The sequence below is a fragment of the Thiorhodococcus minor genome (assembly GCF_010820565.1).
Classification (GTDB): Bacteria; Pseudomonadota; Gammaproteobacteria; order Chromatiales; family Chromatiaceae; genus Thiorhodococcus; species Thiorhodococcus minor.
Map to the genome: position 1 here is coordinate 18246 of NZ_JAAIJQ010000029.1, position 22951 is coordinate 41196.

Annotated in this window: 19 protein-coding genes, 1 tRNA gene and 2 pseudogenes; 9 read left to right on the top strand and 13 right to left on the bottom strand. The window is 66.1% G+C overall.

Annotated elements, in window-relative coordinates; genetic code table 11:
• Window positions 1-16 precede the first annotated feature (16 nt).
• The 5 genes from G3446_RS11405 to G3446_RS11425 form a co-directional block, all read right to left on the bottom strand.
• Window positions 17-1639 (bottom strand): NADH-quinone oxidoreductase subunit L, encoded by a 1623-nt coding sequence (locus G3446_RS11405; RefSeq protein ID WP_164452959.1) that lies wholly within the window; start codon window positions 1637-1639, stop codon window positions 17-19.
• A 341-nt stretch (window positions 1640-1980) separates the two neighbouring features.
• Window positions 1981-2799 (bottom strand): metal ABC transporter permease, encoded by an 819-nt coding sequence (locus G3446_RS11410; protein WP_164452960.1) that lies wholly within the window; start codon window positions 2797-2799, stop codon window positions 1981-1983.
• Complete coding sequence (locus G3446_RS11415; RefSeq protein ID WP_164452961.1) at window positions 2792-3388, bottom strand: ATP-binding cassette domain-containing protein; 597 nt, start codon at window positions 3386-3388, stop codon at window positions 2792-2794. The genes G3446_RS11410 and G3446_RS11415 overlap by 8 nt, the downstream gene beginning before the upstream one ends.
• Entirely contained in the window at window positions 3385-4275 is an 891-nt protein-coding gene (locus tag G3446_RS11420; protein WP_164452962.1) for a metal ABC transporter substrate-binding protein, read from the bottom strand. Before G3446_RS11420 ends, G3446_RS11415 begins: the two co-directional genes overlap by 4 nt.
• Before the next feature lie 13 nt (window positions 4276-4288).
• Window positions 4289-5809, bottom strand: a complete 1521-nt coding sequence (locus G3446_RS11425) for a TonB-dependent receptor (RefSeq protein ID WP_164452963.1) — start codon at window positions 5807-5809, stop codon at window positions 4289-4291.
• Window positions 5810-6583: 774 nt separating this feature from the next.
• Here G3446_RS11425 and G3446_RS11430 point away from each other — a divergent pair.
• The 3 genes from G3446_RS11430 to G3446_RS11440 all read left to right on the top strand — a co-directional run bounded on the left by G3446_RS11430 (window position 6584) and on the right by G3446_RS11440 (window position 8878).
• Window positions 6584-6862, top strand: coding sequence for an ATP dependent RNA helicase (locus tag G3446_RS11430; RefSeq protein WP_164452964.1), 279 nt, complete (start codon window positions 6584-6586; stop codon window positions 6860-6862).
• Between the two features lie 328 nt (window positions 6863-7190).
• Window positions 7191-8201, top strand: a complete 1011-nt coding sequence (locus G3446_RS11435; RefSeq protein ID WP_164452965.1) for an NAD(P)H-binding protein — start codon at window positions 7191-7193, stop codon at window positions 8199-8201.
• 152 nt (window positions 8202-8353) lie between these two features.
• Window positions 8354-8878: a ferritin gene (locus tag G3446_RS11440; protein ID WP_164452966.1), complete on the top strand. Its 525-nt coding sequence runs from the start codon at window positions 8354-8356 to the stop codon at window positions 8876-8878.
• A gap of 270 nt (window positions 8879-9148) precedes the next feature.
• On the opposite strand, the gene G3446_RS11445 is transcribed toward G3446_RS11440, so the two are convergent.
• The 5 genes from G3446_RS11445 to G3446_RS11465 all read right to left on the bottom strand — a co-directional run bounded on the left by G3446_RS11445 (window position 9149) and on the right by G3446_RS11465 (window position 13679).
• Window positions 9149-11248 (bottom strand): heavy metal translocating P-type ATPase, encoded by a 2100-nt coding sequence (locus tag G3446_RS11445; protein WP_164452967.1) that lies wholly within the window; start codon window positions 11246-11248, stop codon window positions 9149-9151.
• A 251-nt stretch (window positions 11249-11499) separates the two neighbouring features.
• On the bottom strand, window positions 11500-11877 hold the full coding sequence (locus G3446_RS11450; RefSeq protein WP_164452968.1) for a hypothetical protein: 378 nt from the start codon (window positions 11875-11877) through the stop codon (window positions 11500-11502).
• Between the two features lie 183 nt (window positions 11878-12060).
• Window positions 12061-12429 carry a magnetosome protein MamC family protein gene (locus tag G3446_RS11455; protein ID WP_164452969.1) on the bottom strand — a complete coding sequence of 123 codons (369 nt, stop codon included), beginning with the start codon at window positions 12427-12429 and terminating at the stop codon, window positions 12061-12063.
• Complete coding sequence (locus G3446_RS11460; protein WP_164452970.1) at window positions 12426-13148, bottom strand: hypothetical protein; 723 nt, start codon at window positions 13146-13148, stop codon at window positions 12426-12428. Before G3446_RS11460 ends, G3446_RS11455 begins: the two co-directional genes overlap by 4 nt.
• A gap of 171 nt (window positions 13149-13319) precedes the next feature.
• Window positions 13320-13679, bottom strand: coding sequence for an HMA2 domain-containing protein (locus G3446_RS11465; protein WP_164452971.1), 360 nt, complete (start codon window positions 13677-13679; stop codon window positions 13320-13322).
• Between the two features lie 307 nt (window positions 13680-13986).
• Here G3446_RS11465 and G3446_RS29140 point away from each other — a divergent pair, with 307 nt between their 5' ends.
• Window positions 13987-14391: a hypothetical protein gene (locus tag G3446_RS29140; RefSeq protein WP_425338392.1), complete on the top strand. Its 405-nt coding sequence runs from the start codon at window positions 13987-13989 to the stop codon at window positions 14389-14391.
• A gap of 383 nt (window positions 14392-14774) precedes the next feature.
• Window positions 14775-16946, top strand: coding sequence for a catalase/peroxidase HPI (gene katG, locus G3446_RS11475; RefSeq protein ID WP_164452973.1), 2172 nt, complete (start codon window positions 14775-14777; stop codon window positions 16944-16946).
• Between the two features lie 53 nt (window positions 16947-16999).
• On the opposite strand, the gene G3446_RS29145 is transcribed toward katG, so the two are convergent.
• Together G3446_RS29145 and G3446_RS29150 are read right to left on the bottom strand one after the other, a co-directional pair.
• A complete protein-coding gene (locus tag G3446_RS29145; protein ID WP_425338393.1) occupies window positions 17000-17200 on the bottom strand; it encodes a hypothetical protein in 201 nt (66 codons plus the stop codon).
• Window positions 17200-17277 (bottom strand): annotated as a pseudogene (locus G3446_RS29150) (hypothetical protein); the annotation flags it as partial. The gene G3446_RS29145 and the pseudogene G3446_RS29150, both read right to left, overlap by 1 nt.
• A 4-nt stretch (window positions 17278-17281) precedes the next feature.
• Between G3446_RS29150 and G3446_RS11485 the strand changes: the two are divergent.
• Window positions 17282-17911: pseudogene (locus G3446_RS11485) on the top strand (LysR substrate-binding domain-containing protein); the annotation flags it as partial.
• Between the two features lie 297 nt (window positions 17912-18208).
• Window positions 18209-18973 carry a hypothetical protein gene (locus tag G3446_RS11490; protein WP_209262362.1) on the top strand — a complete coding sequence of 255 codons (765 nt, stop codon included), beginning with the start codon at window positions 18209-18211 and terminating at the stop codon, window positions 18971-18973.
• Window positions 18974-19571: 598 nt separating this feature from the next.
• Here the strand turns inward: G3446_RS11490 and G3446_RS11495 are convergent.
• Window positions 19572-19658: transfer RNA gene (locus G3446_RS11495), tRNA-Leu, on the bottom strand.
• Window positions 19659-19776: 118 nt separating this feature from the next.
• Between G3446_RS11495 and rnr the strand changes: the two genes are divergently transcribed.
• Together rnr and rlmB are read left to right on the top strand one after the other, a co-directional pair.
• Window positions 19777-22095, top strand: coding sequence for a ribonuclease R (gene rnr, locus G3446_RS11500; RefSeq protein ID WP_164452976.1), 2319 nt, complete (start codon window positions 19777-19779; stop codon window positions 22093-22095).
• 2 nt (window positions 22096-22097) lie between these two features.
• Window positions 22098-22844 (top strand): 23S rRNA (guanosine(2251)-2'-O)-methyltransferase RlmB, encoded by a 747-nt coding sequence (rlmB, locus tag G3446_RS11505; RefSeq protein ID WP_164452977.1) that lies wholly within the window; start codon window positions 22098-22100, stop codon window positions 22842-22844.
• The last annotated feature ends 107 nt before the right edge of the window (window positions 22845-22951 follow it).

Consider the following 22951-nt stretch of genomic DNA (forward strand, 5'->3'; position numbering starts at 1 on the left):
CATGTCCTCCTCGGGATCAGAGCGCCGACGGGGTCGGACGACGGATGGGCCACAGCCGGGCGATCAGCCGGGTCACCAGGATGTCGACATAGAGGCCGTTGTAGAGATGGACCTGCAGCGCCTCGCGCATCGGACCTTGGAGCCGGGTGAAGAGGTGCTGCAGGAGCAGCAGGGCGACGAAGACGGCCGGAATCGCGACGGCGAGCGCCATATCGAGGGCGGCGCGGGTGTCTTCCACGGGGCGCACGCTCCCGGCGATGGCATGCTCGAAGCCCGCGTGCAGCGCGAAGTAGGCGACACAGACGCCGGCACCGATCATGGTGGCCCGGATCAGCAGGGACGAATCGTTACGCAAGGCGAGTGCCTGCAGAATCAGCTGGGCGACGGCGACCGCCACGATGGCGCCGGTAACGACTAGCGCCGGCTGGGCGACGGGGTCGATCCCGAAGGCGAAGCCGACGACCAAGGCCATCAAGAGCGCCCCTTGGAAGGCCACCAGCCACTGCCAGGGCTGCGGGCTCCCGCCGTTATCGAAGCGCGGCACGGCGGCGCGGAAGCCGTCGACGCTGCTGCCGGAGGCGAGAAAGGCGTGGGCCTTGTAGAGCGAATGCGCCACCAGGTGCAGCAGCGCCAGGCTGTAGAGCCCGAGCCCGGCCTCCATGAGCATGAAGCCCATCTGCGCCGAGGTGGACCAAGCCAGCGAAACCTTGATGCTGGTCTGGGTCAGCATCACCAGCGAGGCGACGGTCAGGGTGACCAGGCCGATCACCGCCAGCGCATCGAGCGCGGGACCGGACACCGACATGATCGGGCTCATGCGGATCACCAGGAAGGCGCCCGCGTTGACGATACCTGCGTGCAGCAGGGCGGACACAGGCGTCGGCGCCTCCATGACCTGCAGGATCCAGCCGTGGAAGGGGAACTGGGCGCACTTGAGGATGGCGCTCACCACCACCAGCCAGGCCGCGAGCTGAAGGGCGGCCGGAAGGGGCGCCTGAAGCTCGCCCATGCGCTCGGCGATGGTGGCGAAATCGAGCGTGTGCAGCGAGAGGCCGATCAAGAGGGTTGCACCGAAAAGGCTGGCGTCACCGATCCGGCTGAAGACGAACTTCTTGTGCGCGACCATCACCGCGGCCGGGCGCTCCGGGTAGAACAGCAGCAGGCGGTGCAGGGCCAGGCTCGTGGCCATCCAAGCCAGCGCGAAGAGCAGCAGGTTGCTGGCGACGATCAGCGTCAGAATCGCGGCCAGGGTTGTCAAGAGCCACTTGTGGAAGCGGCCCTCGTGGGGGTCGCCCGCCATGTAGTTGCGCGCATAGCGCGACACCACGGCGCCGACCAGGGAGACCAGGGTCAGCATGATCACCGTCACGGCGTTCACATAGACGCCGATGGCGAATTCGCCGATTCCCCCAGGGAGGGGGATGGCAAGCAGATTCCAGGTCTCGCCCGGGCCGAAACCCTGGCCTAGGAGCGCCACGAGGGCAGCGCCGAATGCGAGCCAAGCGAGAAGATTGGCGGCGCGCGCCGTGCGCCGCCCGGAGCGGTCCGCCCAGTCTGTGGGGACCGCCGCGGCTAGCCACAGCAGCAGAGGCGCAGCCAGCGCGGCGCCGGCGGCGAAGGTCTCGGGTAGCAAGGTCATGGACTCCTCCCGGGCCGCAGGGCCCTTCGCGTTGTGACGAGAGGAGTATCGGGGCAAGCGAGCCTGTTAAAAAATCTATTGTTTGGATCATTTGCATCGATTCTCGTCGATGCTTTAGGGCAGGGCGGCCCCGATCGAGAGTTCTCGATGGTTTCGCGCGGTCGGGAGGGGTGATCGATGAGCCTGGAAAGCGCCGTCAGCCGCTCGCCGACGTCTTATCTGGATGACGTCTTATCTCGATGATGCGCTCGCCGACCGGCTGATTCGGAGGAGCGGGCGTCTGGAGGCTGAAGCTGACAGGGCGAAGGCTGGCGAGCCTGCCGGCGCCTGCCAGCAATGGGTCATGAAGCCGGCGGCGAGCCCCGCCAAGCCTTGGGCAACAGCATGCTTGCCGCGATGCCGAGGAGCACGGCGACGAGCATTGGCCCGAAGGGCTGGTCGAGCTGGAGTGCAAGCGCGAAGGCGACGAGGTGCGCGCTGATGCCGACGAGTCCGGAGCCGATCAGGGTCCAGCGCCAGCTCGGTGCGACCCGAAAGATCACCCAGGCTGGAACCAGGACGAGCGCGAAGGCACCCATGAGGCCGACGGTGAGGGTGCCGATCGCCAGCGTGGCGGCGGCCAACAGGTCCATGGCGAGGTGCCAGCGCCAGGCCGGCAAGGCGTTGGCCTGCTCGAAGCGCGGAAAGAAGCGGCTGCGCAGAAGCTGCGGCAGGATGCGCGGCAGGATCCAGATCGCCGCGGCGATCAAGGCCAGGGCCGCGACCAGCTCGGCGACGCCCGCGAAATAGAGCTGCCCCTCGACCAAGGCGTGCGCGAGCCGCTCGCCCAGCTCGGTATTGGCGCCGATCAGCAGGGTCGCGGACCAGCCCACGAGGATCATGAAGGCATAGGCGAGGTTGCCGCGCGCCTCGAAGCGCGTTTTGAGTGCGCCGCCGGCCAGCGCGCCCGCCGTGCCGCCCACCAGCGTCGGAAGCCCCAAGGCGCTGCCCAGCAGTGCGCTTGCGGCCGCGATGTGCGAAAGCCCGAGTGCCGCGAGCCATTCGTCGCGCAGCATCAGCAGGGCGCCGATGACCGGCAGCAGGGCGGCCAGCAGCAATCCGGTCAGCAGCGGCAGGCGAAACAGCGGGTCGCTCAAGGATGCGAGCCAGGCATCAAGCATGCTTTACCTCGCCCGTTTCCAGATCGAGCAGGTGTGAGCAGGTTTGCTGAAGGAGCTCCCGATCATGGCTGACCAGTGCCAGCGCCTGGCTCGAATGGCGTGTCTGCAGGATCTCGACCAGCTGCTCGCGCCGGCCCGGATCCAGGTTGTTGGTGGGCTCGTCGAGCAAGACCAGGTCGGCCTCGGTGGCGAGCGCAAACCAGATCCACAGCAGCTGATACTGACCGCCGCTGAGCCGGTCGATCCGCTGCCGCAGGATGCCTGCGAGCGCCTTTGGCGCACCCTGAGTCGTCGCGCCGGCGGCGCGCAACAGCTCGCGCCCGGTGATGGGCATGGCCGGAAGGCGCAGGGGCTGCTGATCCAGGTAGGCGATGCGCAGGCCGGGCGCCCGCTCGATGCGTCCGGCGAAGACCTGGGCCGCGTGGCCAATGGCCTTGAGCAGGGTCGACTTGCCCGTCCCGTTCGGACCCCAGATGCCGAGCCGCTCGCCCCGCCGCAGCGACAGGGAGAGCGGGCCGACCACCGGCCGGCGATAGCCGGCGGTCAGACCCTCGAGACGGATCAGGACATCCGCGTCCGCTGTGCTCACCGTCCGGACGCGATCGTCTCGACCCAGGCGTCCAGGTGCGCCAGGTAGCCGTTGCCATCCGCCTTCAGCGGGGGCTCCAGGCTCAGGCGCACTGCCTGCCAGCCGAGGTCGCGCGCGAGCTTATTCGCGGCCTTGGGCGCTTGGTAGGGGGCATAGATGATGACGCCATCCTTCCCGCTGAGCTTGGCGGTCAGCTCGCTCAGGTAGCGCCCGCTTGGCGGCACGCCGGGAACGGCCTCGATGGTGCCGAGCAGTGGGACGCCGAAGCGCTCGAGCAGATAGATGGCGTCACGGTGATAGAGCACGACACCATGGGCGTTCGCGAGCCGCGCCCGCCAGCCGGGGAGGCGTTGCTCAACCGCGCTGGCGAAGCTCTCGGCTCCCCGGCGATAGGCAGCGGCCCCGCCGGGATCGAGCTGCGCCATGCGCTCGGCGAGTGCGCGGGCGATGGTTGTCATCCGCGCCGGGTCCATGTCGACGTGCGGATTGCCGACCGGGTGGACGTCGCCGAGCGCGCGGTCGGCCGGCCCGCCGGCATCCAAGAGCGGAACCTGGGCCGCCGCCTCGAAATAGCCCGCGCGACCTGGCTGGATGCTGGGATTCGCCGCGCTGGCAATGGCCGGCGGCAGCCAGCCGATCTCCAGCTCGGCGCCGATGGCGACCACCAGGTCGGCCGAGCGCAGCGCACGGATCATGCTGGGCTTCACCTGCAACTGATGCAAGTCGCGGTCAGGTCCGGCGAGGACCCTGAGGGCGGCGCGGTCGCCCGCCACTGCGCGCACCAGGGCGCCCATGCTCGGACTGGTGGCGACCACGTCGAGCGATGCGGCCGAGGCGTTGCCGAGGCAGATCAAGCTCATGAGGACGAAGGACAGTCGTTTCAGCATCTTGGATCTCCCCTCAGAAGCTGTGGGCGCCATGGCTGCCCAGACTCACGAGGAACTGCAGGTAGAAGGCGTCGAAGCGCTCGCGCTCGTTCTCGGCGACGAGGATGTCGTTGCGCGCGTACTGGGCGCGCAGCTGCGAGAACTCCGACAGGCTCCAGGTCAGGTTCAGCGTCCAGCGGTCGGAGGAGCCGTAGCTCGCGTCGCCATCTCCGCTGACCTCGTTCGTCAGACCCAGAACGTCATAGCGCAGGCCGACCGTCCACTTGGGCGCGAAGCCATAGACGGCCTGGGCATAGAGCCCGTCCGTGGTGAAGGTGCGATTGGATCCGACGATCTCCTCGTGCGGGCTCGAGTGGACGTCGAGATCCTTGATCGCGCGCAGATACTCGGTTTGAAACTTCACATCGCCCTGACCATCGGGACCAGCGCCGTCGTACTTGTAGACGACATCCAGACCCCAGAGATCGGCGTCCCCCGCCAAGCCGTTCTCATGCACCTCGTCCTCGCCCTCATGCGTGTGGCTATGGACCTCTTGGTGCTGGCTGTTGTGGGCATAGGAGAGGCCGAATTGCAGCGCGTGGTTCTGGCCGAGGTCCGGCGCGACCTTGGCGAAGGCCGTCCAGAGGCGCGGGCCGTCCCGCGTATCACCCAGACTCAGCTCGGCCTGCTCCGCGTCATCCACTGTGGTGCCGAACAGCTCCTGGTCGCCCTGCAAGGCCTCGACGCCAAGCAGCGTGTAGACCGGCAGCGGCGGCAGCCAGGTGAGCTGAATGCCCGTGTCCTGCAGGCCGTGGTCTCCGAGCAGGTTGAGATACGCGAGGTTTTGATCGACGAAGTCCCACTGATGCGGGTGCTGCTTGTTGATGTAGCCGAAATCGCTCAGGAACTTGCCCGCCTTGACCCGCAGCCCCTGGGGCAGATTGCGGGTCTGCATCCAGGCCTCCTCCAGGTGCACGTCACCGTCATCGGTCACCGCCAGATAGGCGGCGGCGTCGAAATAGGGATCGACGGTGGCCGAGAAGGCGATCTCCGCCTCGCGGAAGTTGAAGCCGTTCTCTGTGGTGCCGTGGCCGTGCGCATGCTCCGTCTCGTCGCCGTGCGCATGGGCGTGTCCGCCCGAGGGCTGCAGCGCCTCGCCGACCAGGGCTGCGCCAGCCCCATCGATGCCGTCGTGGTAGTAGTTGCCATCCAGGATGACCGAGATCTGCGGATTGAAGGCGCTGCCAGAGGTCAGTGCACCGAAGCCTCCCCCCGTGGTGCTCGGCGTGCTGGCAACGGGTTGGGAAGCGCTCGGCGCGGTCATCGGCTTGGACGCCGCCTCATCGGCGGTCCAGGTGCTCTCTTGGGGTGCCGAGGCTGTGCGCTCGGCCTCGGCCAGGCGACGCTCCAGCGACTGGATGCGCTGCTCGTAGTCTTGCTTCATGGCGCTGAGCATGGCCTTCAGCTCAGCGATCTCGGGGTCTGTGGCTGCGATGCTGGTCGCAGGGGCAAGTAAGGCGGACGCGATCGCGGCCGCCAATGCAGTCTTCTGCATGGTGGAAGCTCCTCATTGCGTTGGGAGCGCGCCGCCGTTTCAGGCAAGCGCGCGCTGGTCAGACAATCAGGAGCGGTTTGGGTGGAGCTCGGGCGAAGTGGGGACGATGCGCGCGGTCGTCGCGAAGCAGGACTTCGGGACGCCCGGATCTGGGCGCAAGGACGCGGGGCGCTGCAGCCAGGCTCGGCGGGAGCGCCGGTAGGGGCGCACTCCCAGCGGTAATGGCGCACAGCTCGCAGACGCCCTCGTGGGGATGGGAAAAATGGTCGATCTGGTGAAGCGCGAGCGCCGTCTGAGCGAGCAGCAGGAGGGCGCAAGCCAGGGCAAGGGCCCAGCTCGCGGCGGTTCGATCCTGTCTCGACGGCTTGGTGTGCATTGAAGCGAGGGTACGCGCTTGCTCGGATGAGCGGGACGCGCATGGTAGCGAGTGGAATTCCGACTCGGCAAGTTGGGACGGCACGACGACGAATCCACGGCGCTTCCAGGCCAGTCTTGCTCTTGGTGTGTGTCGGCTCAGGCACCCACAGCCGCTTGTCGTCCAAGTCCAGCCGGCTCGGCTAGTGCCGGACAGGTCAGGCGGGGCGCCTCCTGCACGCCTCCACGAATCGGCCTTGACGTCGGACCGCTCTCGACATATCTTGAATGAGAATCGTTATCATATGACCGAGTGTCGTCGACGATTCAGCGAGACCTTGTCAGCCCATTGCGGAGCCTGCTCCGACCGCCAGCCAGGTGACCCAGATCCATCCTCAGTCCAGATAGGAGATACACGGCATGCAGCAGCTCATCGACCAGCTCAAGGCAGACGACCTCCAGCGCCTCGATCCACCCGTTCTCGAGCTGAGACTGGGCGAGCTGATTCGGCTCTACACCAGTCACTGTACCTCGGAGCTGGCCGACTCGGTCGCCCGTCATCTCGAAGCCCTCTATCTCCATCCGGAGGTCTCGAGCAACACCGCGCAGCAATGCGCGCTGAGACGCTTCGCCGCCCATTGGCGCTGGCTTGCCGCGCGGCACCGCGACGGCGCTCCGGCGGCAACCCTGAGGGCTTGAGCGCGCGACCGCGATCCAGGTCAGCAGGCTCCGCCCAGCGAGCCAGAAGATTCGGTCCGCGTCCGACCTTGCCAGGATCGGCCCTCCCCGAGGGGGCCGCTCGCAGCCGGTGTGTCGCTCCCCGAGCAATCCCATTGGAGCCGTGCTCGCGATCCTTGGCCGTCCTGGTCCTCCGCGCGAGCTTGAGCCCGCCGCACTCTGGTATTCTTGCCCGCCCGCGCGGTCGTTGGGCGATTCCGATCGCCTGATGGATTGCGTACCACTGACCACCAAAGCTGTCGATGTCCAGACGTTGGGCTGGAGCTTGGAGCACAAAGGGCACTCACCGATGAATGCGAGTCACACTCAACAGCCCCGTCGCGTCCTCATGGTTGGGGGCACTGGCACCATTGGTCGCGCCACGGTCGCTGCCCTGGTGGCGCGCGGTCATGAGGTCGTCTGCGTCGTCCGTCCAAGAGCCGGAGCGCGCGGCGCGTCGATGCAGGAGCGGCCGCTGGACGTTCTGCAGGGGGCCGAGGTGCGCTTCGCCGACGTGACCGATGCCGCCTCGCTTGCCGAGCATGGCTTCCGCAACGAGCACTTCGATGCGGTGGTGTCCTGCCTCGCATCCCGGACCGGCGAGCCGCGCGATGCCTGGGCGATCGACCATCAGGCCCACATGGGCCTGCTCGCGCAGGCGAAGGCCGCGGGCGCGACCCAGATGGTGCTGTTGTCGGCCATCTGCGTACAGCGGCCGCGACTGGCCTTTCAACAGGCCAAGCTCGCGTTCGAGAAGGCATTGATGGCGTCCGGACTGACCTACTCGATCGTCCGTCCGACCGCCTTCTTCAAATCGCTGTCCGGCCAGGTGGCGCGGGTCCAGCAGGGGAAGCCCTACCTGGTGTTCGGCGACGGCACCCTGACCGCCTGCAAGCCGATCAGCGACGCGGATCTGGCGGCTTATCTCGCGGATTGCCTGGAAGACCCAGGGCTGCAGGACAGGATCTTGCCGATCGGCGGACCTGGCCCGGCCATCACGCCGCTCGAGCAGGGGCAGTTTCTGTTCGAGCTGCTTGGCCGCGAGCCGCGTTTCAAGCAGGTGCCGGTTGCGCTCATCAGCGGCATCGCGGCGGTCCTGGCAGCGCTGGGGAAGGTGATTCCGCGTCTGGCCGTCAAGGCCGAGCTGGCCCGGATCGGCCACTATTACGCAACGGAATCCATGCTGGTCCTCGACCCCGAGACCCATCGCTATGATGCCGACGCCACGCCCGAGACCGGCCAGGACACCCTGTTCGACTACTACCGGCAGCTCGTCGATGGCTCCGAGACGGTCGAGCGCGGCGAGCACGCGGTTTTCTGAGCCTCGCACGCCACTGGGTGCAGTGGGCAGGGGCGCGCGCTCGAGATCGCCTGCTTCCGGGCTCGCACCCTTGCCCGATGGGCCTCATGGCATCATCTCGTTTCAACAAGCAATTGCAAATCAGCCCCCCAGACGACTAGGAGCAAGCCTCGATGATTTCCCAAGAGATGGCCAGCCGCATCAACGCCCAAATCAACCGCGAGATGTACTCCGCCAATTTCTACCTCGCGCTCTCGGCACAGGCGGAGGCCATGAGCCTGAGGGGCGTGGCGGCCTGGTTCTTCGCCAAGCACGGCGAGGAGCTGGAGCATGCCATGAAGATGTATCGCTACCTCATCGACCAGGATGCCGTGGTGCGGATTGGCGATGTCGCCGCGCCCGAGGCGGTCGAGCCGAGCGTCATCGAGATGTTCGAGCGCACCCTGAGCCACGAGCGCGGCGTCACGGCCAATATCAATGACCTGGTCGACCATGCACTCTCGGAGAAGGACCACGCGACCAATATCTTCCTCCATTGGTTCGTCACCGAGCAGATCGAGGAGGAGGCGACCGTCAACGACATCCTCGGCCGTGTGCGTCTGTTCGGCGATCAGGGCCAATCCTTGATGCTGATCGACAACGAGCTGGCGGATGTCGCCAAGCAGATTGGGCAAGCACAGGACACCACGGCCGCCTAGGCCAAGCTCGCCTGCCATGCGGGGTTCGCGATGAGCAAGAAATCCGAAAAGTGCTGCAAGAAGTACCTCGAGCAGAAGCGCTGCAAGAAGTGCCCCAAGCGCAAGGCGAAGGTTGTCTAAGCGGGTGAGGGGGCGCACGCCCCTGGGGGCGCTGCGCCATCTGATCCGTCGATGCGCCTGAATGGAGCAGTCGGTTTCTAGCCGTCGGCCTCAAGCTGAGGGAAAGCCTCGCGTTGGCGGTCGCCGAGACGCGCGACAACGACCGGCGTCTCAACCCAGTTTCACGGTACCCGTCGGACGCGCGCCGCGCAGCGCCTTGACCAGCACCGCCAGCGTGGTGCCATTGTGCAGGAGTGCGCTGGCGACCGGCGAGAGCCGGCCCATCAGAGCACCAGCCATGATGGCGGTGTTGATGCCGACGGTGGCGTTGAAGTTGGTGCGGATGACGCTGAGCGTCCCAAGGGCGATCTCGCGGGCGTCCGCGACGGCGAGCAGGCGGTCGTCGGTGAGCACCACATCGGCGCTCGCCCGGGCGAGGTCGGCGCCGCCGGACATGGCGATGCCGAGGTCCGCGGCGACCAGCGCCGGCCCGTCGTTGATACCGTCGCCGACGAAGCCGACCCGGCGGCCCTCCCGCTGCAGTGCCTCGATGAGCGCGGCCTTCCCCTCAGGCTGGACCTCGGCATGGACCTCATCGAGCCTGAGCGCGCGGCCCAACGCCTCCGCCTTCTCCCGGCGGTCGCCGGAGATCATGACCAGCCGGTCGATGCCGAGCGTACGGAGCCTCCCAAGCGTTGCGGTCGCATCGGCGCGGACCGTGTCGCGCAGTGCGATGAGTCCCATAGGACCGCGCTCGCTGGCGACGTAGAGCAGAATCTTGCCGTCGTTGATGAGCGCAGCCTGTCGCGCGGCGTGGGCGCTGAAGCGGATGCCCTCGTGCTCCTCGAGGTAGTGGCGGCTCCCGACGATGATGCGGCCGCCCCGGATCTCGGCCGAGAGGCCGTGCGCGACCAGATAATCCACCTCGCCGTGGGAGATATGCTGCAGGTCGCGCTCGCGCGCCGCCTCGACGACCGCCTGAGACAGCGGATGGGTCGCGTGCTCTTCCACGGAGGCGACCAGCGCGAGCAGCCCCTCCTCGGAGTGTCCGCATTTGCGGTCGAGCACGACCACGTCGGTCACCTCAAGCACAGTCTCGGTCAGGGTGCCCGTCTTGTCGAAGACCAGGGTATCGATCTCGGCCAAACGCTCCATCGCCTCGCCGCCCTTGATGAGAATGCCGTGCTTGGCGGCCTGATAGAGACCGGACTTGAAGGCGACCGGCGTGCCCAGCTTGAGCGCGCAGGAATAGTCGACCAAGAACACCGATTGCACGCGCGTCAGATCCCGGGTCAGGGCGTAGACGGCTGCGGCGGCGCCGAGCGTGAGATAGACGCGCCGATCCGCGAGGGTATCGGCCAAGCGCTGTGTCTCCGAGGGCTGATCGAGCGAAGTCCGAATGAAGCGGGCGACGCGCGCGGCCGTGGTGTCTTCACCGACACGGGTGGCCCGGATGCGCAGACGGCCCTCGACGAGCACGGATCCCGCGACCACGCGCTTGTGTGCCTCGCGGGCGACGGGGACGTCTTCGCCCGTGACGGCGGCTTGATTGACCAGGGCGACGCCATCGACGACTACGCCATCGACCGGGATGGTTTCGCCGACGCCGACCACAACCGTCTCGTCGGTGCCTATCCGATCGCCAGGGACCTGGATCAGCTCGCCGCCGCGCTCGACCCAGGCGGTCGTGGGCACGGGGCGCAGCAGGCGCCGGAGCGAGCGGTCCGACTGCTGCTGTGTGCGGTCCTCCATGTACTCGCCAAGCGTGAGCAGGAAGTCGGTGGCATTGGCCGTGTAGAGCTTGCCCCGCCCCGCCGAGAGCCCCACCGCCAGGGCGTCCAAGACCTCGATCTTGACGCCTTGATGAATGAGGGTGTCCGCGCCTCTTAGCAGCTTGGTCCCGATGTTCAGATAGGTGACCACATGCTGGGCCGGTCGCGGCAGCAGCGGCAGCAGCAGGAGCGTGAGCAGATTCCTGACCAGCGGCGTGATTGTCGCGTCATTCGACTCGGACTGGGCATCCAGCTCCGTGCGGCTCTGCGGCTGGAAGGCGACCAGACGCACCAGAATCTCCTTGCGCGAGACCAATCCCGGGTCGTAGTGAATGACCAGGGTGCGTGCGTGGCGATTGATGCGGACGTCTTCGACGCCATCCTGCCGCTCGAGCCAGGAGTGGAGGATTTCTCCAACTCCGCTTCGAGCGAGTGGTGGGATTCGGGCCCGGATCCGCCCGGGAAGCTCATGGACGATGCGGTACGGCAGCGGTGGCATCTCTTGTTCCAAAATCAGTGGCCAGCCGCGGGTCTTGATCTAGCCAGACCATGGCACCTGGAAAGCCAGTAAGCCCAAGAGCGGCAATTCGAGGCGTAAAGGCGTGAAGGCCATGAAGAATAGGGCTTGTCCGCTGCATGGCGCTCATCTGCTGGGCGAGCAAGAGCGACTCTGCAGCACACTGAGGTCCTTTGCGCGCTTCGTGCCCTTTGCGGTTCAACGGCCTTCTTGAGCTCAGGGTGCGCGGCGGCTTATCCGCCTTTCTCCTGACTGCTGTGGTGTAGCTCCGCGGCGGCGTCGCCGAACTTCTCCTTCACCTCTTCGATACCGCCCTGGAAGAGCGACCAAGCCTTGACGACCCCCTTGATGGCGGTGCGCTGGACCTGCTCGTTGGTCAGCAAATAGGTGGCCGCGACGCCGATTAGCATGCCTTTCAGGAATCTGTCGTTGGGCATGTTGAGCAGCGAGCCGCTGGGCTGCTGGTAAGGCTGATAGGCAAGGTGATGGGGCATGCCAGGTTGCGCTGGCCCCATGCCCTGAGCTTGACCCTGGCCGAGATAGCCTCCGGGCGCGGCGCCCCTGGTGTACTGGCCAGCCCAGGGTCCCTGCTGATTATCGTTCTGGCTCATGCTGAGTCTCCCGTATCTGTTTGCGTCTTGGATGCGTTTGGAAGGGGCTGCGCGCTTGCTGCGGAACGGCCTTTGATGAGCCCGCGCAAGAAGAGCACCAGGGCCGCGCCGGTCAGGAGGCCGCCAATGCCCTCGACGAGGTTCTTCGTCACACCATGGCGGTGGGCTTGTCCGCGCGCCCCGCTACTCATGGTCCACCTCGCTGCCGAGACGGCTCTGGAGGCCGTAGACCACGGCGGTACCGATGAGGAACATCAGCCCGAGCCGCGTCGCGCCCTGCTCGGCGACGCTCGAGGCCACGGCCCCAGCCGCCGCGGTCGCGAGACCCGCCGTGACCGCCGCCTTGCCGGTCTGCGCGAGCGCGGCCGTCGGGGTCTGCGCGCCGGCCTGAGCACGCCGGATCCGCTGTGCCGCCGCGGCACTGCCGCCGACGATGGCGCCCATGGTCGCCATGCGCATCAAGGCTGCACAATCCAGCCCGCCGACCGACTGTGCCGGATAGCCGGGGCTGTATGGCGTCAAGGCGCCTTCGGCTGGGTAGGGACTGCTCATGTCGCCTGCTCCGTCTTGCCGTCACCGTTTCCCGCTCCGCCTCCGCCGAACAGCCCCTGGACCGAGTCGCTGGATAGGAGCAGCACGGCCGCGGCACCGACGAGCGCGCCCTTCCAGAAATCCGGATCGTCGAAATTCAGCATCTTGGAGAGCGTGGAGAGACCGTTGCCGCCATTGGAGACCTCTTCCATGAGGTCGCTCATGCCAGGCCCCTGGCCGCCCCTGTGACCCGGGCCAGCGCCTCCGTCATGCGCGGGCGGCACGCTGTAAAAGGCCTGCGGCGGATAGGGGTAGGGCGGTGCCCAGTAGGGCGCCTGCCCTGGATGCATGCCCGGCGGCGCGACCTGCGGGGGGTATGGCTGCGCGGAATGCGGCTGTCCCGCCCAGGGTCCCATCTCGGGAGGCGTCGCCTGCCCAGGTCCGGAGCCGTAGGGGCCGACAGGCGCGGGAGCACCTTGAGCGAACGCCGGGTGGGCCGGGTGGGCCGGGTGGGCCGGATGAGCCGCGCTCGCGCCTGGGTGCTGGCCACTCCAAGGGTCGCCGTGGCCGTAGGATTGGCCGTGCATCATGCCCTCAGGCGCCGCCGAGCCGCCCGTACCTGGCCGGTCGGCCGCGCCCCGTGGCCCCTGTGCATCGTCTCCGGCATGGCGTGACGGCTCGGGTCCCTGGGGGCCAGGGCTCGGCCCTGCGCCGGATGCGCCACCTGGGTGCTCACTCATGTCGATATCTCCACGTTTCTTAAGATTTTTGTGCCGCTGCCCCGGCGGGATCCGCTCGACAAGATCCCACGAAGGCGCGGCTGAAGAGGTGGCCCTTTGTCGACAAACCGTCGCGGCGGAGCCTGCGTTCAGCCGAGCGCCGCCTGGGTCTGATTAGAACGTCGCGGTCTGCTACAGCAAAGCGCCCACCAGCTTGAAGGCGGAGCGCTCGACGGCCTTATTGATGACGGCCCCGACGAGCGCTTTACCGAACATCGCGCCGGCCTTTCCGGCGATCGCGGGACTCGTGCCATTGCGCGCTGGCTCCGGGCAGCCGAGATCCTTCATCGCGGCCAGCAGCTCCAGATGCGAGAGCTGCTCCGGGTCGTAATGGACGGTGATACTCCCGGCGTGGCCGTTGAGCCGGACTTGGCGGATGCCCTCAAGCCCGAGCAGCTGCGTCTGTGCGGCGCGTGCCTCCGCGGGCCGACAGCGAAAGGCGGTCGAGCGAACCCGCAGGCGTCCGGGAAGGTGATGGATCGAGTGGCTCATGGGCGTCCCTCTGTTGACACAGGATTGGCTTGTTAATGCGACTGGTTCGCATTCTATTTCTGCCTGGCCTGCAAATGCAACTCGTTATCATGCGCTCTTGTTTCGTCTGGGCTGCTCCAGCTTAGATCGTAACAATTCCTATTTACAATTTTTCCCTGAGTCACGTATCTTTCCTGGGGTTGTTTCCATCCAGGTCGGTCGAAGAGGCGAGACCATGTTGCATTCAAGCGGTCAGCTCGCGGACAGGCGCTTGTTTACTGTCTGCCACCAGGTTTCGGGGAGAACCCGGCTGCGCATCCCTGCCGTGATGAGGAATTCCAGGCTGGCGGCACCGATCGCCGCGACCCTGCGAGGGCTGGAGGGGGTCGATGACGTCCGCGTCAATGCCGCTTGCGGCAGTCTCACCTTGAGGCATCCAGGTGCATCCGGGCTTTCGGAAAGGCAGATCTCAAAGGCGTTGAGAGCGGTGCTCTCCCCAGCGTCGCCCGAGCCCAGGAAGCGCTCCGAGCGGGCGCGGCCGCTGCCGGCCAGTCCGCCAATCGGGCGTCCGGCCAGCGCGCACCCGCAAGGCTCTGCGCCCTGTGTCATCTGCCACTTGAAGCTCAAGGCCCTGCGCTGGCTCTTGTCTGACCTCTGGCGTTGTTGGCGTGATCTCTGGGTGAGACGTCTGCGTGACCGGACGGTTTGGATCCCGACCCTGCGTGGCGATTGAGGCGCGGCGACAGTGCTCGGCCTCGTCTCGTCGAGCACCTCGATCGAACGGAGGGCGCTCGCCTGATGCCGAAGAATCGGCTGCCTTCGCGGGCACCGGCATCCAGTGCCTTGCCTGCTCCGTCCTCCTGTCCCGCCTGAGCCGTCGAGCAGGATGTCGGTCGCCCAATCAGTCTGGAGCACCCTTGCGCGGCACTCCCGACTCGCGACAATCTTGTGATTGTCGATGTCGATCTTTTTTTTTATATCGATTGGCTATCACGATCACCGGCATCCACCCAAACGATTGGCTGTCAGCGTCATCAATTCCTATTCTCAAACCAGGCTCGACGAGCACTCGAGACCGGATAGCGTCAGTCGATGACGCGGCACGAGGAGAGAGAAATGGACAAGACAACGACGACTGCGGGCAAGTGCCCGGTAATGCATGGTGGGAACACGGCCACTGGGGCCTCGGTGATGGACTGGTGGCCGAACGCCCTGAGCCTCGACATCCTGCATCAGCACGACACCAAGACCGATCCGATGGGGGCGAGCTTCGACTATCGGGACGCGGTCAAGGGGTTGGATGTCGAGGCGCTCAAGAAGGACCTGCACGCCCTGATGACCGACAGCCAGGACTGGTGGCCGGCCGACTGGGGCCACTACGGCGGCCTCATGATCCGCATGGCCTGGCACGCGGCCGGCTCTTACCGCATTGCCGACGGCCGTGGGGGCGCGGGCACCGGCAATCAGCGTTTCGCACCGCTCAACAGCTGGCCCGACAATGTCAACCTGGACAAGGCGCGGCGGCTGTTGTGGCCGATCAAGAAGAAGTACGGCAACAAGATCAGTTGGGCCGACCTCATCATCCTGGCCGGCACCGTCGCCTATGAGTCCATGGGGCTCAAGACCTTTGGCTTTGCCTTCGGCCGCGAGGACATCTGGCATCCGGAGAAGGACACCTACTGGGGCTCGGAGAAGGAATGGTTGGCGACCAGCGACGACCCGAACAGCCGTTATTCCGGCGATCGGAATCTGGAGAATCCGCTGGCCGCGGTGATGATGGGGCTGATCTACGTGAACCCGGAGGGTGTCGACGGCAAGCCGGACCCTTTGCGCACGGCGAAGGACGTGCGCGAGACCTTCGCCCGCATGGCGATGAACGACGAGGAGACCGTTGCCCTGACCGCCGGCGGACACACGGTGGGCAAGTGCCACGGCAATGGTGATGCGGCCCTGCTCGGCCCGGATCCCGAGGCGGCCGAGGTCGAGGATCAAGGCCTGGGCTGGATCAACAAGACCGCCCGCGGCATCGGGCGTGACGCCGTGACCAGCGGCATCGAAGGCGCCTGGACGACACATCCCACCCAGTGGGACAACGGCTACTTCGCCATGCTGCTCGAGCACGAGTGGGAATCGCGGAAGAGCCCGGCCGGCGCCTGGCAATGGGAGCCTGTCGATATCAAGGAAGAAGACAAGCCGGTCGACGTTGAGGATCCGTCGATCCGCTACAACCCGATCATGACCGATGCCGACATGGCCATGAAGATGGATCCTGAGTATCGCAAGATCTCCGAGCGGTTCTACCGGGATCCCGACGCCCTCTCGGAGGCGTTCGCGCGGGCCTGGTTCAAGCTGACGCACCGCGACATGGGGCCGAAGTCGCGCTACATCGGGCCCTGGGTGCCGCAAGAGGATCTGATCTGGCAGGACCCGGTCCCCACTGGCCGTGCGGACTATGACGTCAACGCCGTCAAGGCAAAGATCGCGGCCAGTGGCCTGAGTGTCAGTGACATGGTCGCGACCGCTTGGGACAGCGCGCGGACCTTCCGTGGCTCGGACATGCGCGGTGGCGCCAATGGCGCGCGTATCCGCCTGGAGCCCCAGAAGGACTGGGAGGGCAACGAGCCCGAGCGCCTGGCCAGGGTCCTGGCGACTCTCGAGCCGATCGCGGCCGAGAGCGGTGCGAGCCTGGCCGATGTGATCGTCCTCGCCGGCAATGTCGGTATCGAGCAGGCGGCCAAGGCGGCGGGCATCGACGTCAGCGTGCCCTTTGCGCCTGGACGTGGGGATGCGACTGCGGAGATGACGGATGGCGAGTCCTTCGAGCCGCTGGAGCCCATCCACGACGGCTACCGCAATTGGCTGAAGAAGGACTATGTCGTCAGCGCCGAGGAGCTGATGCTCGATCGAACGCAGCTCATGGGACTGACTGCCCCGGAGATGACGGTCCTGGTCGGCGGCATGCGCGTCTTGGGCACCAACCACGGTGGCTCCAAGCATGGTGTCTTCACGGATCGCGAAGGGGCGCTGACCAACGACTTCTTCGTCAACCTGACGGACATGGCCAACACCTGGGTGCCGACGGGGAGCAACCTCTATGAGATCCGTGACCGTCAGACGGGTGAGGTCAAATGGACGGCGACCCGCGTCGACCTGGTCTTCGGCTCCAACGCCATCCTGCGCGCCTACGCCGAGGTCTATGCGCAGGACGACAGCCAGGAGAAGTTCGTCCAGGACTTCGTGGCCGCATGGACTCAGGTCATGAACGCTGATCGCTTCGATCTGGCTTGACCTTCAGGGGGCGGACTGGAGGCGGAAACGCGCCGACAGCCGCCTGATTGACCTCAGGGTCGGCACCGCTCGACCGCATCGAGAATGGCGCTGATGCGGAAGGACTCGACGACCCAGTCGAGACAATCGCCCCATTGCGACTGGCGCAGCGGCAGGCCCTCGCGCAGCGCCGCCTCGGCGATCTGGGCGCGCGCACGCCGGCGTGCTCCAGATCCAGCACTTCCTCGCTGATTGCCAACGCCAGCTGCCGGCAGAAGGCCGCGCGCGGCTGGTGGTCGCGCGCGGAGGACCCGTTGAGGATGGTGACCGGGCCGGTCCGCATGCCCTTCATCGGCTTGGGCAGCGAATGCCACCCTTGCTGCCAATGGCTGCTCAAGCTGGTCTCGCCCTATCTCGCGGCCTGGCCGGAGGTGGACCTGGATGTCAGGCAAGAGTTTCAGTTCGGCGGGGTCGGTGCGCGCTTCGGTCATGAGATCGACCTGCTGGTGACGCCCGATCCACTCTATGAGACGGGGCTGAGGCTCGAGCCAGTGCTCGACGGTGAGCAGGTGCTGGTGGTCGGCCCAGGGCACCCCTTGGGCAAGGCCCCCTTGGTGCAGCCGGAGCAGCTCGCGCGCGAGACCCTGATCACCCATCCGGTCGCCATCGACAGGCTCGGGATCTACATCCAGCTCCTCTTGCCCGCCGGGATCCGGCCCAAGCGCCACAAGCCGATCGAGACGACCGACATCATGCTGCGGATGGTTGCAAGCGGATGCGGTGTCGCGGCCCTGCCGCGCTGGCTGGTGGATGAAGTTGCCGCTAAGCTCCCGCCCATGGCGGTTCGGCTCGGGGCGCTGGGCATCGCCAAGCAGATCTTCCTCGGCATTCGTGCGGCGGATGCCGAGACAGACGACCTAAGCGCCTTCGTCGCGCTCGCGCGCGCCCATCGCGAGCCGAAGCGCGAAACAGCCAGGGGCAGATAGCGGCACCAAGCCGGGGTCGAGCCCTGAATCAATCGCAAAACCCTGTGGAACGAGGATTGATCGATGCGACTCAGATCCGGCCTTTTGACGATGGTTTGTCTCTTCATCGCCGTCATCGCCTTGACCGCCTCGGCGCGACCCTTTGCCGCTGAGACGCGATCGGGCATCCCGACTTGGCTGAAGGCCCATGTTGGCGAGCGGGAGGGGCAGATCGCAGCTCCGGTCTTGCAGAGGGCCCGTGCGCTCTACCTGCGCAAAGTCAGGGAAGGTGCTGTCAGGAATCCCTGCTACTTCGCCATGGACGCGACGCGTCCCCACGGTGCAAGCAAGGGTGGGCTGGGACGGCGGTTTTACATCATCTGTGAAGCAGAGCGATCGTTTCGCGCGATCGCGTCGGGGCACGGTGGGGGGCGCAGTCTAAAGGGTGTCGGGGATTTCAATAACGGCAGACGCTGTGCGAAGCATTTCAGCAATGCCTTAGGCTCGAGACTGACGGCCGGTGGCGTCTATGTGACCGGCGAGGCGAGGACATCCTTCAAGGGCTATTACCGCCTCTCGGGGAAAGGGAAAGCGCCGCTGGTGCGCACCTTCCTTCCGTTCGACGGCGAAGGCGAGACGGCCAACGCCGAGCAGCGCGCGATCGGCGGACACGCGGCGGTCTTGATTAAGGGCGCCTGTCTGCTGCGGGACCCGGGCAGCCCCTATGCGAATGACGAAGGGTACGTGCCTCTGGGAAAACTGGTTGACTACTCTGGGGGGCGCAGCAGCGGCTGCACCAGCTGGTCGCCGTCGGCCTCTCGGGAGATCGTCGAGATCACGGCAACGAATCCGACCACCCTGTACATCTATCCCGAGGCAGCCGACATCGAGGCCGTGGCGCGCGCAATCGCTGGTGGCCGATCGCCATCACGGCAAGGACTGTATTGGAATGCGTCCTGTCTGAAGGAGATCGGTGCTCCGAAATACTGGCCAAAGGAGCGCCTCGGGCCGAGGATTGCCGAATACAAGCGCAATCACCCTGCACCCCGGAGTGCTCCGCTGCCGCTTTGCCGAGGTCAATAGCTTGTCTGGCTGTTGGCCGCGTGGCGCTCCTCCTGAGTCAAGACAGCCATTAGCGCGTCAGCGGTAGGAATCAAGCGCCCTGGGTGGCGCAGGGTCCGGCCCGTTTCTCTCGGCGCTCAAGCGGGCTTGGCGACGCGCTGGGCGGGCAGGGCGAGCGGGCCTTGGTCGTTCGTTGGACTGGTAGGGTGGACTGAGCTGCGAGACTTTGAAGAAATTCTGCGTAGGTTGGGCTGAGGTACGAAGCCCAACATGGCGGCTAGCCTAACGCTTTGATTGTTGGGTCTCCTGCGTCGGCCCAACCTACACCAATCTGCGATCTTCGCGGTGCGCTTGGATGACTCTCACAGTCTCTGCCTTTGTCCACCCTGGGCGACAACTGGCCGAGCCGATGATCGACGCCAGCGAGCGCGAATCGGGGCTTTCCCCCAGGGTGCGCGTGGTGGTTTTCCCTGTCGGGTCTCCCGCGGCATTGCGGTGTGAGCCAAATCAGGCTTGGGGAAAAGAAAAAGGCCGACCGGGTAGCCCCCAGTCGGCCTTGATCGCTTTGCTATTGAACGGTGCCGTTTCCTGACTGGAATGACGCCACCGCTTCGGAATCTGGTGCCGAGAAGAGGACTCGAACCTCCACGAACTTTCGTTCACATGGACCTGAACCATGCGCGTCTACCAATTCCGCCACCTCGGCAGTACCAGCGGGAAAAGCCCTTTGGAAGATGCCCTCCGCCAGTGGAGCGCGAATGTTAGCGAGACAGGTTGGGGTTGTCAACGCTACACTAGGGCTTTCAATCAAAGAACGAGATCACGTGGCACGCCGCAGACCATCAGCCCCAGGAAAGACCCGGGATCCGCATCGCGAGCGCGAGGCGAAGAAGTACGCCAACCCAATCCCCAGCCGGGAGTTCATCCTGGAGACACTGACGGCGCAGGGTGCTCCACTCTTGTTCGAGGAGCTCGCCGAAGTCCTCGCCCTCAAGGAAGAGCAGGATGTCATCGCGCTCGAGCGCCGTCTCGGTGCCATGGTTCGCGACGGCCAGTTGGTCCGTAATCGGAATCAGGCTTACTGCCCAGTCAACAAGCGCGATCTCATCGCCGGGCGCGTCATCGGTCATCCGGACGGTTTCGGCTTCGTGCGACCGGACGAAGGCGGTGACGACCTCTATCTCTATCATAAGGAGATGCGCGCGCTCTTCCATGGCGACCGGGTCGTCGTTCGGGTGAGCGGCCGTGATCGCCGCGGGCGGCTGGAGGGGGCCGTCGTCGAGATCTTGGAGCGCAACACGCGCAGCGTCGTCGGCCGCCTCTATCAGGAGAGCGGCGTCGGCTTCGTCGCCCCGGACAACAAACGCCTGACCCACGACATCATCATCCCTAGCGATCGGATCAATGGTGCCGAGCAAGGTCAGATCGTGATGGCCGAGATCACGGATCAGCCGACGCACCGGACCCAGCCGATCGGGCGTGTGCAGGAAGTGCTCGGCGATCACATGGCGCCTGGGATGGAGACGGACATCGCCATCCGCACGCATGACTTGCCAGTAGAGTGGCCCGCCGAGGTCGAGACCGAGATCGCCGGTCTGGGCGCAGAGGTGCCGGAAGCGGCGAAGGAAGGCCGTACCGATCTGCGCAAGCTGCCATTGGTCACCATCGATGGCGCCGATGCGCGGGACTTCGACGACGCCGTCTATTGCGAGCGCAAGCCCAAGGGCTGGAAGCTGCTGGTCTGTATCGCGGACGTGTCTTCTTACGTGCGTCCGGGCACTGCCCTCGATGCCGAGGCCCAGAAGCGCGGCAACTCGGTCTATTTCCCCGATCGCGTGATTCCCATGCTGCCCGAGGTGCTGTCCAACGGGCTCTGCTCGCTGAATCCGCAGGTCGACCGGCTGTGCATGACGGCCGAGATCTACGTGAGCCTCGAAGGCAAGGTCACGCGCACGCGCTTCTTTGAGGCGGTGATGCGCTCTCAGGCGCGCCTAACCTACGACCAGGTTGCGGCCATGGTGGTCGACGGCGATGCCCCGCTTTGCGAGCGCTTCGCCGAGGTTCTGCCACACCTGCACGAGCTCTATCAGCTGTTTCAGGTGCTGCAAGCGCGCCGTGCCGAGCGTGGTGCAATCGACTTCGATACCACCGAGACGAAATTCGCCTTCAACGAGCAGGGCCGGATCGAGGCGGTCGTTCCCCAGGTGCGCAACGATGCCCACCGTCTCATCGAGGAATGCATGCTGGCGGCCAATGTTGCCGCGGCCCGGCTCTTCCAGCGCAAGCGGATTCCGGCGATCTACCGCATCCACGATACCCCGAGCGAAGAGAAGCTGACGGATCTGCGCGAGTTCCTGGGGCAGCTGGCTCTGAAGCTCCCCGGCGGCGCCAAGCCGACCGCGGCGGACTATGCCGAGCTGCTCGCGCAGGTCCAGGACCGCCCCGACCGGCGCTTGATACAGACGGTTCTGCTGCGCTCCATGCAGCAGGCCATGTACAGCTCGGACAATGCCGGCCACTTCGGGCTGGCCTACGACGCTTACACCCACTTCACCTCGCCGATCCGCCGCTACCCGGACCTCATCGTCCACCGGCTCATCAAGCACCTGATCGCGGGCGGTAAGGCGGCTGACCTCGAGCTGTCCCAGACGGACCTGCAGCAGGTCGCCGAGCAGTGCTCGGGGACTGAGCGCCGTGCCGACGAGGCCACGCGCGATGCCGAGGACTGGCTCAAGTGCGAGTTCATGCAGGACAAGCTCGGCGAGAGCTTCGACGGCACCATCACCAGCGTCAACTCCTTCGGTATCTTCGTCGAGCTCGACGAGGTCTATGTCGACGGCCTGGTGCACATCACCGCGCTCGACAACGACTTCTACCATTTCGACCCCATCGGGCATCGGCTGCATGGTGAGCGGACCGGCATGGTCTACCGTCTCGGCGACCGCCTGCGCGTGCAGGTCGCCGCGGTGAATCTCGACGACCGCAAGATCGACTTCGTTCCAGCCGACTCGGCCGGGCGCGGGAAGCGCCGGGATGCGAAGAAGGAGGCGCCGGCAGCGTCTCCCAAGCCGGCCGCCGCGAAGAAGAGCCGTAGCCGCTCCAAGCGCAAGCGCCGCTCTGGCGGATCCCAGTCGGCGTCTTGACGATGCGGGATGAGACGCCGGTCGCGGGCATTCACAGCGTCCGCGCCGCGCTCAAGCATGGCGCGGACGGCGTGCGCGAGATCTGGCTGGAGCGCAGCCGGCGAGATCGCCGCCTCGGGGATCTCGCCGAGCTGGCGAAGTCGGCCGGGGTCAAGATCCGCCAGATGGACCGCGACGCGCTCGACGGCGTGGCGGAAGGTGCGTCGCATCAGGGGGCGATCGCCTGGGTCAGCGTGCCGGCCGCGCGCTCGGAGCGCGATCTCCTCGCCTTGCTCGAAACCCTTGATGTCCCGCCCTTCCTTCTGCTCCTGGACGAGATTCAGGATCCACACAATCTTGGTGCTTGCCTGCGAACGGCGGATGCGGCCGGGGTGCATGCCGTCGTCGCGCCCAAGGACAATGCGGTGGGCTTGACGCCCGTCGTGTGCAAGGTTGCGAGCGGGGCGGCGGAGACGCTGCCCTATATCCAGGTGACGAATCTGGCCAGGACCATGGACGCGCTCAAGGAGCGCGGCATCTGGCTGATCGGGACCGCGGGCGAGTCCGATGCGACCCTCTTCGCGACCGACCTGACCGGGTCCTTGGGACTGGTCATGGGTAGCGAGGGCAGCGGGCTGCGCCGGTTGACGCGCGCGCGCTGCGATGCCCTGGTCAAGCTGCCCATGTGCGGCAAGGTCGAGAGTCTGAACGTCTCGGTCGCGGCCGGGGTCTGCCTCTTCGAGGCATTGCGGCAGCGTCAGGCCCGCTGAGTGCGGCCAGTGTGCCGCGCGTCCCGGCGCGCACCGGTTGCGCGACGTATCCGGTGCGCGCCCCGATGCTCGCACTCAAGTTATGATGTACCCGTCATCCCTAGCAC

Excerpts from the sequence above, each read along its gene's own strand:
- G3446_RS11405 (WP_164452959.1), bottom strand. The coding sequence starts at position 1,639 with ATGACCTTGCTACCCGAGACCTTCGCCGCCGGCGCCGCGCTGGCTGCG.
- G3446_RS11410 (WP_164452960.1), bottom strand. The coding sequence starts at position 2,799 with ATGCTTGATGCCTGGCTCGCATCCTTGAGCGACCCGCTGTTTCGCCTG.
- G3446_RS11420 (WP_164452962.1), bottom strand. The coding sequence starts at position 4,275 with ATGCTGAAACGACTGTCCTTCGTCCTCATGAGCTTGATCTGCCTCGGC.
- G3446_RS11425 (WP_164452963.1), bottom strand. The coding sequence starts at position 5,809 with ATGCAGAAGACTGCATTGGCGGCCGCGATCGCGTCCGCCTTACTTGCC.
- G3446_RS11430 (WP_164452964.1), top strand. The coding sequence starts at position 6,584 with ATGCAGCAGCTCATCGACCAGCTCAAGGCAGACGACCTCCAGCGCCTC.
- G3446_RS11435 (WP_164452965.1), top strand. The coding sequence starts at position 7,191 with ATGAATGCGAGTCACACTCAACAGCCCCGTCGCGTCCTCATGGTTGGG.
- G3446_RS11440 (WP_164452966.1), top strand. The coding sequence starts at position 8,354 with ATGATTTCCCAAGAGATGGCCAGCCGCATCAACGCCCAAATCAACCGC.
- G3446_RS11445 (WP_164452967.1), bottom strand. The coding sequence starts at position 11,248 with ATGCCACCGCTGCCGTACCGCATCGTCCATGAGCTTCCCGGGCGGATC.
- G3446_RS11450 (WP_164452968.1), bottom strand. The coding sequence starts at position 11,877 with ATGAGCCAGAACGATAATCAGCAGGGACCCTGGGCTGGCCAGTACACC.
- G3446_RS11455 (WP_164452969.1), bottom strand. The coding sequence starts at position 12,429 with ATGAGCAGTCCCTACCCAGCCGAAGGCGCCTTGACGCCATACAGCCCC.
- G3446_RS11460 (WP_164452970.1), bottom strand. The coding sequence starts at position 13,148 with ATGAGTGAGCACCCAGGTGGCGCATCCGGCGCAGGGCCGAGCCCTGGC.
- G3446_RS11465 (WP_164452971.1), bottom strand. The coding sequence starts at position 13,679 with ATGAGCCACTCGATCCATCACCTTCCCGGACGCCTGCGGGTTCGCTCG.
- G3446_RS29140 (WP_425338392.1), top strand. The coding sequence starts at position 13,987 with ATGAGGAATTCCAGGCTGGCGGCACCGATCGCCGCGACCCTGCGAGGG.
- katG (WP_164452973.1), top strand. The coding sequence starts at position 14,775 with ATGGACAAGACAACGACGACTGCGGGCAAGTGCCCGGTAATGCATGGT.
- G3446_RS11490 (WP_209262362.1), top strand. The coding sequence starts at position 18,209 with ATGGACGCGACGCGTCCCCACGGTGCAAGCAAGGGTGGGCTGGGACGG.
- rlmB (WP_164452977.1), top strand. The coding sequence starts at position 22,098 with ATGCGGGATGAGACGCCGGTCGCGGGCATTCACAGCGTCCGCGCCGCG.